The organism is Paraburkholderia sp. RAU6.4a (assembly GCF_050435625.1).
Taxonomy (GTDB): Bacteria; Pseudomonadota; Gammaproteobacteria; order Burkholderiales; family Burkholderiaceae; genus Paraburkholderia; species Paraburkholderia tuberum.
In genome coordinates, this window is record NZ_JBNDKQ010000001.1 from 890,697 (window position 1) to 903,867 (window position 13,171).

At 61.6% G+C, this 13,171-nt stretch carries 8 protein-coding genes and 1 pseudogene; 7 read left to right on the forward strand and 2 right to left on the reverse strand.

The annotated features are described in order from the left end of the window. Positions 1-22 precede the first annotated feature (22 nt). Genes OKW40_RS04085 through OKW40_RS04095 form a run of 3 tightly spaced genes read left to right on the forward strand, consistent with a single transcriptional unit; the run spans position 23 to position 1,280 of the window. On the forward strand, positions 23-508 hold the full coding sequence (locus OKW40_RS04085; RefSeq protein ID WP_090811148.1) for an Hcp family type VI secretion system effector: 486 nt from the start codon (positions 23-25) through the stop codon (positions 506-508). Positions 509-520: 12 nt separating this feature from the next. Then, entirely contained in the window at positions 521-1,039 is a 519-nt protein-coding gene (locus OKW40_RS04090; RefSeq protein WP_187613507.1) for a DUF2778 domain-containing protein, read from the forward strand. Further along, complete coding sequence (locus tag OKW40_RS04095) at positions 1,020-1,280, forward strand: hypothetical protein (protein ID WP_429488327.1); 261 nt, start codon at positions 1,020-1,022, stop codon at positions 1,278-1,280. Before OKW40_RS04090 ends, OKW40_RS04095 begins: the two co-directional genes overlap by 20 nt. A gap of 267 nt (positions 1,281-1,547) precedes the next feature. On the opposite strand, the gene OKW40_RS04100 is transcribed toward OKW40_RS04095, so the two are convergent. Together OKW40_RS04100 and OKW40_RS04105 are read right to left on the reverse strand one after the other, a co-directional pair. Beyond that, positions 1,548-1,811 carry a DUF1348 family protein gene (locus OKW40_RS04100; RefSeq protein WP_429488329.1) on the reverse strand — a complete coding sequence of 88 codons (264 nt, stop codon included), beginning with the start codon at positions 1,809-1,811 and terminating at the stop codon, positions 1,548-1,550. 91 nt (positions 1,812-1,902) lie between these two features. Then, positions 1,903-2,286 (reverse strand): annotated as a pseudogene (locus tag OKW40_RS04105) (short-chain dehydrogenase/reductase); the annotation flags it as partial. A gap of 204 nt (positions 2,287-2,490) precedes the next feature. On the opposite strand from OKW40_RS04105, the gene OKW40_RS04110 reads away from it, so the two are divergent. The 4 genes from OKW40_RS04110 (at position 2,491) to OKW40_RS04125 (ending at position 13,139) form a co-directional block, all read left to right on the forward strand. Next, positions 2,491-2,652: a hypothetical protein gene (locus OKW40_RS04110; RefSeq protein ID WP_429488331.1), complete on the forward strand. Its 162-nt coding sequence runs from the start codon at positions 2,491-2,493 to the stop codon at positions 2,650-2,652. 167 nt (positions 2,653-2,819) lie between these two features. After that, complete coding sequence (locus OKW40_RS04115; protein WP_184068153.1) at positions 2,820-3,131, forward strand: hypothetical protein; 312 nt, start codon at positions 2,820-2,822, stop codon at positions 3,129-3,131. Between the two features lie 138 nt (positions 3,132-3,269). Continuing rightward, positions 3,270-3,557: a hypothetical protein gene (locus OKW40_RS04120; protein ID WP_429488332.1), complete on the forward strand. Its 288-nt coding sequence runs from the start codon at positions 3,270-3,272 to the stop codon at positions 3,555-3,557. Positions 3,558-3,992: 435 nt separating this feature from the next. Continuing rightward, positions 3,993-13,139 (forward strand): hemagglutinin repeat-containing protein, encoded by a 9,147-nt coding sequence (locus OKW40_RS04125; RefSeq protein ID WP_429488334.1) that lies wholly within the window; start codon positions 3,993-3,995, stop codon positions 13,137-13,139. The last annotated feature ends 32 nt before the right edge of the window (positions 13,140-13,171 follow it).

Consider the following 13,171-nt stretch of genomic DNA (forward strand, 5'->3'; position numbering starts at 1 on the left):
ACCATTCAAGGAAAAATTCAAGATGCCAATTCCTGCCCATATGTGGCTGAAAGATGATGGCGGCGCAGACATCAAAGGCTCGTCAACCGTTCAGGATCGCGAGGGAAGTATTGAAATTATCGGCTTCAGCCACGGCGTGAATCTGCCGGTTGATGCGGCTAACGGCAAGATCACCGGCGCGCGTGCGCACTCGCCGATTGCGTTCGAAAAGGAGTTCGATGCGGCGACGCCTTATCTTTACAAGGCCGTGGCGAAGGGGCAAACGCTGCAGTCCGCCGAGATCAAGTGGTATCGCATCAACGATGCAGGCAAAGAGGAAGTCTATTTCATGATGACGATCGAAGGTGTGAAAGTGTGTGGCATCAACCCCGGCATGGCTAATACCAGGCTGGCGCAGGCATCCGCACTCAATCACGTTGAAGCGGTCTCCATGATGTACGACCGCATCACGTGGCATTACCTTGATGGCAATATCAAATACACCGATTCGTGGAATGAGCGCGGATAAGGGGGCGTGACAATGGCCTATCAGGGTAAGTTTTTGGTGAACAACGAGCAGTTTTCACCGCTCACAATTTTCGGTGTCGGCACGTTCGACGCGTATTCTGGAAACGATCAATACCGCAATCGCGGTGGCTGCACGGCTGTGCCAAGTAACGGTCCGATCCCTGCCGGAAAATACTGGATCGTAGACCGGCCCACTGGCGGTATCGGGTCTCAAGCTTGGGCTTCGATAAAGGACACAGTTAATTCAGCGATTGGGAGTGCGGTACATCATCGCGAATGGTTCGCACTGTATCGGGATGATGGCCTCATTGACGACGTGACATGGATTGATGGTGTCAAGCGCGGACAATTCCGGTTGCATCCGGCAGGTGGCGAAGGTATTTCACTCGGCTGTATTACGCTTCCGAGCCGCACGGATTTTCTGAGAATCCGTAACGCGCTGCTGCACACCATGACCATTCCTGCCGGCAATTCGGGGCTTCGCGCCTACGGAACAATTGAGGTCATCACGTATGGCAACACTTGTCCGTAGGCTGTTCAAGGTGGCGCTATTTGTCGGCCTGTTCTGCCTTTCCGTGCCCTACGTCCACACATACCCTATACCGATGCCGGAAAGGCAGGCGCTTGCGTGGTTACACGCTGCAAATCGGCTTGGCATTCGCGACCCGGATGATTTATACATCCCGGTCATGCTGCTGGCTGATCTGCTTGTGGCGACGCTTGCCTATGTGGTGATCATGAGGCTATGGCGGCACTGTCAACGCAAAAACTAACAGGGTCGATGAGCGGCGATCAGGCCGAATTCATTCCTGCGCGGCCCCGTCCAGTCCGGCGCGTGATGATCGCGTTGCGGGGTTAACTAGTGGGTCAGAAAGTGCGCGTTTGCTCAGAGCCGGGCGGGACAAGGCTTTGCGCGGCGCGCGCGAATTTTGGTCTGGAAGGCGATCCCTTCGATGATCCCGGTGATATCCGCGATTCTGGTGGAACTCGTCCTGATCTCGCTCATCGTATCGACCAACGACGGTGCTCAGCGCAATTTTTCAAAGACCCAGCTCGCTCAGACCTGGGTGATCGTCGGGGCGGCGACCCAGCGGCGAATGGAACTTGTGATCGCTTGCCTTGATCGGCATGTCGTTGATACAGGCATACCGGTGGTGCGTCAGACCATCAGGTCCAGACTCCCAGTTCTCGTTTCCGTAGGAGCGGAACCAATTGCCAGCGTCTTCTGCAAGTCGAACCTTCTCGATTGCGGATTCAAGGGTGAACGGTGGGATGGGCGGGCGCACTTCAGCGTTTATGGACATCACAGACTCCCCTTATCCAGGCGGGATTGAGATAGAAATGGGCACTACTCAGCAGCGCAACCGCGCTACACGTTCGTCATCTCGAGAGAACTCAGTCTGAGAAATCGGTTGACGCCGACAGTGCCTTCCACGTTTCAGTTTCCGTAGCCACATAGGCGTTCTTTTCAGCTATCGCCTTCAGCGTGTCGGCTCCGAGCGGCAGACGCAGTGGCGGTCTCGGTACATCGACAAGCGTGACGAGGGCCTTCGCAAGCTTCTGCGGGTCGCCCGGCTGATTGTGATTCATTCCTTCAGCGAATCGACGCACATTGCCCGACGTCTCGTCGTAGTCGTCGATGACCTCCTTGCCGACGACGAGCGACGACGCATCGAGGAAATCGGTACGGAAATAGCCGGGCTCAACGACGGTCGCGTGAATGCCGAGTGGCTTCAACTCCGCGTGGAGCGCTTCCGTAATGCCTTCGACGGCGAATTTGCAAGCTGTATCTCTATGTACTTCCTTTCGGGCAAGGCTGAAATTGCCCTCAAAGCCCCGCCGGTTGGGGCTCCAGGTATCCCCGGCGCGATGTGCGCGGGCTACTCCTCTCTCGGGGTAATCCGGGGCCGAAACGCCTGCTTTCGCCACGATTACCGTGGCTACCTATAATCGAGCGACGCCCCGTTTTTATAGCGACGGACCATGCGCTCCAGCTATTTGACCCGAACGTTCAACCTCATCGCGATTACCGATCTGGACGAGGAAGGACACAAGAGCGTTACGAATGATATCGAGGCCGTACTCGCGGACCTCGTCGAGGCAGGCCAGTTCGTACCCGATCATCCGTATCAGCGCGTTATATAGCGCGATAGCGAGGGCCGGTGGGATCAGGTTGTTATTGACGAGGCGTGCCAGTTTGTCCGCTTCGCGCCAGTCCTCGATGGCGGCCTTATCGAATTCTCGGCAGAGCAGGATCTACGCCTTGCACTATCGAGGATGCTGCTCGGAGAATCCGGGGACGAGGCTCTCAAATGAAGCTCGCCTATCCGACGCGGCGCGTACTGCGTGCCGACGGCACTACGCAGGCGCTTGAAGGGCCGCGAACGATGGCGCAGATTGAGGCGCTTATCGGCCCCGACTGCGAGTGCTGCGATACCGTAATGCTCGACGGCCTACACGTCATGATCGTGGACGACCTTGGGTATCGTAAAGGTTTGCCGGTTAACGAGAACGCGACCGCGTTATACCTCCTGCGATGCGGTCCCGGTGTCGACTGGCAGATTCGCGGAGACGTTGTCATCGTGCCCGATGACGATTTCTCGCCCGCAGCGCTCAAACATTAGGCGTTAGGACCGGGCGTACCGGGCGAGTCAGGCTGGTTGCGCGCGTCGTCGACAAGGTCGCCGTGCCGTGCATACGCCGCGAACGCAAGCGCGATGTTCAATACGACTTCAAACGGCGCTTAATACCGATAGACGATGATGGACACACGCCCGCCGCCATGCTTATTCGAGATGGTTGCCTGGCTTGAGTGCGGCAAGAGCCCAGACCTTTGCGCCGAGGAGCTGCGCGCAAGGATCGAGTATGCGCGGGTCGGCCTGACGCGGCTCGAGCATGAACTGGCGATCGGCAACCTCGATACTGGCGATCGGCAACCTCGATACTGGCGCAACGCGGGCGGCGATGCTGCGCTCGTCGCTTGTCTCATCGCACCCGGAGCGGCTGTCGTGAATACCGGCTCCGGGGATGCGGCGCCATGTCTTGCATGAATGCCGCGCGATAGAGAATCGGGAGGCAGGCGCATGGACGAGATTCCCGCGATCTTCGTCGCCGGTTCAGCAGTCGTAACGTTGCTGCTCGTGGCCTTCATCGCAGGCATAGTCATTTTTACGCGACGCAACGATGCGCCGCCCCGATCCTGATTTACCTCAAATACTGAGGATTCTTGACAATGGGGACGTCCGGAAATAATCAAGCGCGCATTAAGCGGAGCGACCGAAATTATCAAGGATTGTCAGATCAGCATAACATTCAGAGTTATCTCATGGTGATTTCGAAATCAGTCTGATAGTCTCGTCACCCGCACGCTCAAGGCGAATCTCGAAGCGGCGCCCGATCTGCCGTCATGGCCTGGCGTCGTCGTAGAACGATTGGAAAACGTCTCGCGTTGCGCGGGGCTTCGTTCAGCATTACGGGTACAAGCAATGAATAACCACTGTTACCGGCTTGTGTTCAGCAAGCTCCGGGGGATGCTCGTCGCGGTCGCAGAAACCGCAATCGGACATGGCACAAGTCACGGAGAAACCGGGCCGTCGTCCGCGCATCGACCGACTACGCTTTTCGCCATGCGTCACGCGGCCTTTGCTGCACTGGCAATCTTCGGACTGGCTCCCGTTCTCGCAGACGCGCAGATCGTACCGTCGGGCGCACATGCACCCGGTGTCATCGGCACGGCAAATGGTCTGCCTCAAGTGAACGTGAACAGACCGTCGAATGCGGGCGTATCCGTGAATACGTATTCGCAGTTCGATGTACAAAAAAACGGCGTGATTCTCAACAATTCGCCCGTTAATACGAACACTCAACTCGCAGGCCAGATCTCCGGTAATCCGAATTTCGGGCCGAACGACGCCGCGAGGATTATCGTCAATCAGGTGAACAGCAACAACCCCTCACAACTGAGAGGATATGTCGAAGTCGCGGGCCAGAAAACCGCGGCTGTCGTGATCGCCAATTCCTCGGGCCTGGTCATTGACGGCGGCGGCTTCATCAATACGTCCAGAGGGATTCTAACGACCGGCAATCCGCTGATCGACGGTAGCGGCAACCTCACCGGCTTTAGCGTGACGGGGGGCACGATTACCGTTCAGGGCGCAGGACTGAACGGCTCGAACATCGATGAGGTGGATTTATTGGCGCGCGCCGTGCAGGCTAATGCGGCGATCTATGCCAATGCGCTGAACGTTACGACCGGCTCGAACAATATCGACTATGCGAGCCTGACGCCGACGCCCATCGCGGGCAGCGGACCCGCACCCGCCGTCTCCATCGACGTCTCGCAGCTCGGCGGTATGTACGCCAACCGTATCACTCTGGTGGGCAACGAGAATGGTGTCGGGGTCGCGAACGCCGGTACGATTGCCGCGCAGGCTGGCGACCTCACGCTGACGACTTCGGGCCAGCTTGTCCAGTCGGGCAGGATGACCGCGAGCGGCAACGTGGGTATCAACGCGGCAAGCGTCGCGAACAGCGGTACTGTCTACGCGCAGCAGAATACTACCCTCTCGACGGCGGGTGCGCTGACCAATAGCGGTACGCTTGCGGCGCAACAGAATACAACGGTCCATGCCGCGTCCGTCGATTCAACCGGCACCCTCGGCGCAGGCGTCAACAACGATGGCTCGGTCGGTAGCTCGGGCGACCTCAATGTTTCGACGACCGGGCAGCTCAATGCGACCGGCGAGAACGTGGCGGGTGGCAATGCGTCTCTCTCGGGTAGCGGCGTCAATCTCGCGGGTAGCGAGACGGCGGCGAACGGTAATGTATCGCTGACGGCAAACGCAGGCGACCTGAGCCTCGCGGGCGCGACGACGAGCGCAGGCGGCTCGGTCGTGGCGAGCGCAGCGGGTACGCTTGACAACGACAACGGCTCGCTCACGGGTGGGACCGGCGTGACGCTCAACGCGGCCAACCTGTCGAACCAGGGCGGCGAGATTTCGGCACAGGGGCCGCTCGTCGCGCAGGCGTCCGGCCAGCTCGCAAACCAGGGCGGCTCGATTGTCTCGCAGGGCGCGATGCAGGTAAGCGGCGGCGCCATCGCGAACAACCAGGGGACGATGCAGAGCGCCGCCGGTTTGTCGGTAGCCGGGGCGTCGCTCGACAATACCGCAGGCCGCATTACGTCACTGAACGGCGACGGCCTGTCGGTCACGACGACGGACCAGCTGGTGAACGCGGCAGGCACGACCGCAACCGGCGCACAGGGCGGCGTCATCGGCGGCAATGGCGCCGTTACGCTGCAAGGCGGGAGCATTGCCAACCATGGCGTGGTTTCGGCGCAAACGAACCTCCAGGTTACCGGACAATCGGTCGACAATAGCAGCGGCTCGCTCGGCGCCTCGGGCAATACGACGGTTAGTGCCGGTTCGCATCTGACCAACAGCGGCGGCTCGATTACGGCAGGCCAGACGGTGACGGAGAGCGCTACAACGCTCGACAACAGCTCGGGAACGACCCAGGCCGCGCAGGTATCGCTCAACGCGACCAACCTCGTCAATCACGCGGGAACGATTACGCAGACGGGTAGCGGGCCGATGAACCTCGCCGTCTCGGGCACGCTCGACAATTCGGCGGGCGGCACGCTCCAGACCAACAGTACGGACCTGACGCTTGCACCCGCCACGCTCGACAACGACGGCGGAACGATTACGCACGCGGGTACCGGCACGCTGATGCTTGATGCGGGCAACGGCGCGGGGTCGATCTCGAACGCGGCCGGTACCATCCAGAGCAACGGACAGGTCGTCGCCCAGGCCGGTGCGTTCGACAATGCGGCGGGTCGGGTACTCGGCCAGACCGGCCTCACGGCAACGGTCGGAAGCGCTCTCGACAACACGAACGGCAAGCTGCTCTCGAATGCCGACCTGAGCCTCGCGAGCGGTACGCTGACCAATAATGGCGGCGAGATCGGTGCGGCCTCGAACGAAACAATCCATAGCGGGTCGCTAACCAATAACGGCGGCTCGATCGCCGCGCCGGATCTGGCGCTCGCAATCGGCTCCACGCTCGACAATAGCGGCGGCGATATCGAGGCGAACCAGCTCGCGCTGACGGCCACGAACCTGCGGAACCACGGCGGCACGATCACGCAGTATGGCACGTCGCCGATGGGTATCAATGTCAGCAACACGCTCGACAACTCGAACGGCGGCACGCTCCAGACGAACAGCACGGACCTGACGCTTGCCCCCGCTACGCTCGACAACGACGGCGGTACGATCCTCGCCGCCGGAACGGGGACCCTGACGATTGCGCCGGGCAACGGTTCGGGCTCCCTGTCAAACGTAGGCGGGAAAATCATCACTGCCGGGCAGATCGTGGCGCAGGCCGGGAGCCTGGACAACGCGAGCGGCGTACTCGCCGCGCAGGGCAATATCGCGGCAAACGTCGCGGGCGATATCAACAATACGCAAGGGGCGATACGCTCGCTCGCGTCCCTGTCGCTCGCGAGCGGCGGCGCGCTGACGAATACGAACGGACAGATCCAGTCAGGTACGGGCGCCGGGGGTGGCACCAGCGATGCGAGCACGCTCGGCGTTCAGGCCGCGTCCGTCGACAATACAGATGGTCTCGTGAGCAACCTCGGTACGGGAAATACGACCGTACAGGGCGGCAGCCAGACCATCAATAGCGGCGGCGTCATGACGGGCAACGGTAACGTGGCCGTCAATACGTCATCGCTCTCGAACACGCAGGGCGGGCAACTGAGCGGCGCGAGCGTGGCGGTTCAAGCGGATACCGTCGACAACAGCGGCGGTGAGATCGGCAGCTTCGCGGGTTCGACCGGCGACGTTGCCATCACGACGACCGGCGCGATTACGAACACGAACGGGCAGATCGGCGCGACGCACGACCTGACGCTGAACGCAGCGGCACTGACGGGCGGCGGCGCATACAGCGCCGCCAACGATGTGGCGGTGAACGTTCAGGGCGACTTCGCGCCTACCCCGGATCTGCAATTCAGTGCCGGTCACGACCTGACCTTTACCCTTCCCGGTACGTTTAACAACGGCGCAACGCTGGCGGCGGTCAACAACCTCGGTATCAACGCGGGCGATATCGAAAACAGCGGCGTCATGATGGCCGGCGGCACGCTCACCACGCACTCGAACACGCTGGAGAATACGGGGGCGATTGTCGGCGGCAGCGTCTCGCTCAACGCAGCGCAATCGATCACGAATGTCGGACCAACCGCGCTGATCGGTGCGACGGACAGTAACGGCCTGCTCGAACTGCTCGCGCCCGATATCGAGAACCGCGACGACACCACGATGACCGATACGCAGGCGACGACCGCGATTTACGGTCTCGGTAACGTCGTGCTGGCGGGCGGCAAGGATGCGAACGGCAACTATACGAACGCGAACCTGATCCGCAACCAGTCGGCGCTGATCCAGTCGGCGGGCGACATGACGCTCGACGCCAGTCAGGTCACGAATACGCGGACGACGATGACCACGACCGGCCTGAACCAGCCGGTTGATCCGTCGCTGCTGGCACAGCTCGGCATCAGCCTGTCCGGGTGTACTGCGATCAACATGGCCGCCTGCTCCGCAGGTAATCCGTATGTCGGCTGGGCCACCCCGGATAACCCTGCTTTCCTGACCATGATCGGCGGTGTGTACACCGTGCCGCCGCAAGGCGGCCAGTGGAATAGCGGCTACCAGTACACGACCTATACGGGCGTGGCGATGGCAAACCTGATTGCGTCGATCAGCCCGCAGGCGCAGATCATTGCGGGCGGTAACCTGGACGCGTCGAAAGTGGGTCTGTTCCAGAACGACTGGAGCGCGGTCGCGGCGGTCGGCAATATTGCCGCGCCCGTCACGCTCGACCAGAATAGCTGGCAGGGGCAGATGGCGCCCGAGGTACAGGTCACCTACTCGGGCTACTATCACTACACGAACTACGACCATAGCATTGGGGACTGGACGTTACCGTTCGGCGATGCGCCGTTTGTCGGTTCCAATCCGGGCGGCTACCAGGCGGCACCCGCCGATATCCGCTCTTACGCGCTCCCGAGCTACGAGTCGAGCTTCGTCGCGGGGGGGACGCTTTCCGGTACGGGCGTCAATATCGACAATACGGCGGGCAATGCGGGCGTTCCTTCGCTTGGTCTTGTCCCCGGCCAGTCGCTCGGCGGGGTGACCGTTGGCGGCGTCAGCGGTAGCGCAGGCGGTACGAAAGGCGGAGCGGCTTCGGTCAACGGTGGCTCGGGGCTCGTTAATCCCGTCATCGCGAGCGCGACGGCGGTGAACGTCCTGAGCAACCTGACGATCCCGCAGGGTGGCCTGTTCAGGCCGGCTACGGCACCGAACGCGCCGTACCTGATCGAGTCGAACCCGGCCTTCACGAACGCGAAAACGTTCCTGTCGAGCGACTACTACCTCCAGCAGCTCGGCCTGAACCCGCAGAGCGTGGAAAAGCGCCTCAGCGACGGCCTCTACGAGCAGCAGCTCGTACAGAACGAGATCACCTCGCTGACCGGCAAGGCCGTACTCGGCCCGTACACCGATACGCAGTCGATGTATGAAGCGCTGCTCGCAGCGGGTGCCTCGCTCGCCGGGTCCCTTGGCCTGCCGCTCGGCATGGCCCTCTCGCCCGAGCAGGTCGCGGCACTGACCAGCAACGTGGTCATCATGCAGACCGAGGTGGTAGACGGGCAATCCGTGCTGGTCCCGGTCGTCTATCTCGCGCAGGCCAGCCAGCAGAACATGAACGGGCCGCTTATCGCGGCGACCGACATCGATCTGCAGAACGCGCAGACCTTCAATAACAGCGGTACGGTGCAGGCGGGCAATACGCTCTCGATTCAGGGCCAGCAGATCAACAATGCGTTCGGTACGTTGCAAAGCGGCGGCCTCATGTCGCTGGCGACGACGGGCAATGTCGACCTGACCTCGGCCACCGTGAACGCCGGGAGCCTCGCGCTGAACGCGGGCGGCGACCTGATCCTCAATACCGCGGCGAATACCGTCAACCAGGTCAGCGCGACGGGCGCGACACGGACCACGACGACGCTTGGGCCCATCGCGAACCTGAACGTGGCGGGTAACGCGGCCATCGTGACGGGCGGCAACTTCGAGCAGAACGGGGGCAACCTGAACGTGGGTGGCAACCTCGGCATGGCCGTGGGCGGCAACTACGATCTTGGCTCGGTGCAGACCGGCGAGCACAAGGTGGTCGCGGGCGCGAATGGTGTGTCGGATACCAACCTCAACCAGACGGCCGGCAGTTCCGTCAACGTGGGCGGCGTCTCGCAGATCGGCGTGGGCGGCAACCTGACCGCGACGGGCGCGAATATCAGTCTCGGCGGCGGCGGGACGATCGCGGTGAACGGCGACGTGACGCTCCAGGCGGCGAAAGCAACCTCGACCGTCGACAGCAGCAGCTCGGTCCGCGACAGTCACGGCAGCAATTCGGACTCGCAGCACAGGTCCGGCGATACGCTGACCGGGACGACGCTCAATTCTGGCAATTCCCTGACAGTCGTATCGGGCAATGACATCAACATTACCGGCAGCACGGTCAACCTCGACCAGGGGACGGCCACGCTCGCAGCAGCGAATAACGTCAATATCGGCGCGGCCACCGCGACCTATGTCGACAATTCGCAGGGGCAGCATAGCCATAGCAGCGTGGTAAGCGGCAAGGAGGTCGCAAGCTCGCGCGACACGACCACCACGCAGTCGCTCGGCAGCACGATTTCGGCGGACGGCGTGTCCATCAGCAGCGGTCACGATATCAACGTGGCGGGTAGCACGATTGTCGGCTCGAATGACGTGGCGCTGAGTGCCGCGCATGACGTAACCATCACCACGACGCAGGACACCATGCAGTCCTCCGGCAGCTATCAGGAGCAGCATTCGGGCCTGGGGACGAGCGGCCTGAGCGTGACGGTCGGTAGCAGCAAGCTCGCGACGACTGACCAGGAATCGAGCGTGACGAACAACGGGAGCGTGGTCGGCTCGCTGAACGGCAGCCTCTCGATCCAGGCGGGCAATACCCTGCATGTCACCGGCAGCGACCTCGTCGCGGCGCAGAACATTACGGGCACGGCGGCGAACGTCATTATCGACTCCGCGACCGATACCAGCCACACGAGCCAGACCCAGCAGACCAGCAGCAGCGGCGTGACTATTGGCCTCTCGGGCAGCGTCGGCGATGCGATCAACGGCGCGTACTCGCAGGGCCAGGCGCTTGCGAGCGGCAACAGCAACGGCCGCGCCGAGGCGCTGCATGCGATTGCAGCGGGCGGCGATGCGGCACTGGTGGGCATGGGGGCTGCGGGCGTGATGAGCGGCGCAACCGGGCCGAACGCGCCGAGCATCGGCGTGCAGGTCAGCGTTGGTTCCAGCCACAGTCAGAGCCAGTCATCCGAAGACCAGACGACCCAGCTCGGCTCGAACGTTCAGGCGGGCGGCACTGCCGCTTTCGTGGCAACCGGCAACGGCACGGCTGGCAGCGGCAACCTGACAATCGCCGGTTCGAACGTGAGCGCGAACGATGTCGTGCTCGCGGCGAAGAACCAGGTCAATATCGTCAACACGACGAACACTGATGTAACGCAAAGCTCGAACAGTTCCAGTAGCGCGAGCGTAGGTGTGTCGCTTGGCACGAACGGTTTCGGCGTGTCGGCAGCAATGTCGAACGCGCACGGCGACGGCAACAGCAGCGCAGCGATCCAGAACGCCTCGAACGTAAGCGGCGCGAACAGCGTTACCGTGATCTCGGGCGGCGACACCAACATCATCGGCTCGCAGGTCAATGGTGGCCAGGTGACGGCGAGCGTCGGCGGTAACCTGAATATCCAGAGCGTACAGGATACGACGGTGAGCACCGCGCACCAGAGCAGCGCGGGCGGTGGCTTCAGCATCAGCGAAACGGGCGGCAGCGCGAGCATTACCGCGCAGAACGGCCATGCCGACAGCAACTACGCCCAGGTTAACGAACAGGCCGGGATTCAGGCAGGCAACGGTGGCTTCGATGTCAACGTCAAGGGCAACACGAACCTGACCGGTGCGGTGATTTCGAGTACCGCCGATCCGTCGCAAAATAGCCTGACCACCGGTACGCTGACCTATAGCGATATCCAGAACCAGTCGCATTACAGCGCGTCAAGCAATGGCATCAGTGCGGGTGTGGGCGTTGGTAATACCGGCAAGGCTCTCGGCCTTGGCTCGGTGAGCGGTACGGGTGGCGTATCGCCGATGATTTCGCAGAACGACAACGGCGACCAGAGCGCGACCACGCGCAGCGCGATCAGCGCGGGCACGATCAACATCACCAACCAGACCGCGCAGACGCAGGACGTGGCGAACCTGAGCCGCGACACGACCAATACCAACGGTATGGTGTCGGCGACGCCGGACGTGAACAATATCCTCAACCAGCAGGCCGACACGATGCAGGCCGCGCAGGCGGCGGGCCAGGTGGTTTCGCAGGGCATCGGTGCGTATGCCGACGCGAAGCGCGACGCTGCGGCTAATGCGGTCGAAGCGGCGGCCAACAGCAACGATCCGCAGGCATTGGCAGCAGCGCTGGCCGACTACTCTGACTGGCGAGAAGGCGGCGATTCGCGTGCTGAACTCCAGGCCGCAGGCGGGGCGCTGATCGGTGGGCTTGGCGGCGGCGCGTTCGGCGCGGTGGGCGGCGCTGCAGGCGCGGCGATTTCTTCAAAGCTCGCGGACCAGACGAAAGCGGCGGCAGACGCCGTAACCGACGCGACCGGTTCATCTCTAATCGGCAACATTAGCGGCAACATACTCTCAGGTCTGGCGGGCGGCCTGATTGGGGGCAGCGCAGGCGCTTCGATGGCGTCGAGCGTCAACCTGTATAACCAGGCGAAGGACACGGAGTCGTCGGCACAGGACGCGCGAGTGAAAGGCATCGTCGCGCAAGCGCTCGGCAGTCCGCCTGACTTCAATTCGCTTTCGGTTGGGACGTTGATTGACCAGTTCATCGGAATGGTCAAGTCAGGCGCGCAGGCCACGATGTCCCAATCGCCTACTGACCTGGCGGCCCAGGGCGTCGCGAACGGCCTGAATGCTATTGTGGGTACGGGCGGCGGCAAGCCACCGACTCCGAGTACTGGAGGTGTGCTTGTAAATGCGGCTGGTCAGGCGGTACCGGGGACTGCTAACTCGCTGCCCGATAATGCTCTCTTGTCTGACGGCGGCAATAGCCGGCCTTCGGCGCGTCAGTCGGAAATTGATGTTGGTTCGGACCTTGGTTCAGGTGCTGATCCGCAGGTGAGTTATAAGGACGGTCAGCAAGTACCCTATGGTACGTCGGGTAGTGTTCGGCCAGACTATGTTGCGGCAGATGGAAGCGCCAGCTTCGAGGTCAAGAACTATAATGTCGCGACGAATTCGAGCGGCTTGATTAACAATGTTGCTAACCAAGCAATTCAGCGCGCGGCGAACTTACCGGACGGAATGGAACAGCAGGTCGTCATTGATGTGCGCGGACAAACGATGACCCCGGATCAACGTACGTCGATTGTCCAAGGCATTGTTCAAAAATCGAACGGTATTATTGACCCTTCCAATATTCAATTTAAGACGCAATGAGAAAGATCGGTTTCCATGGTGGTCATACAATT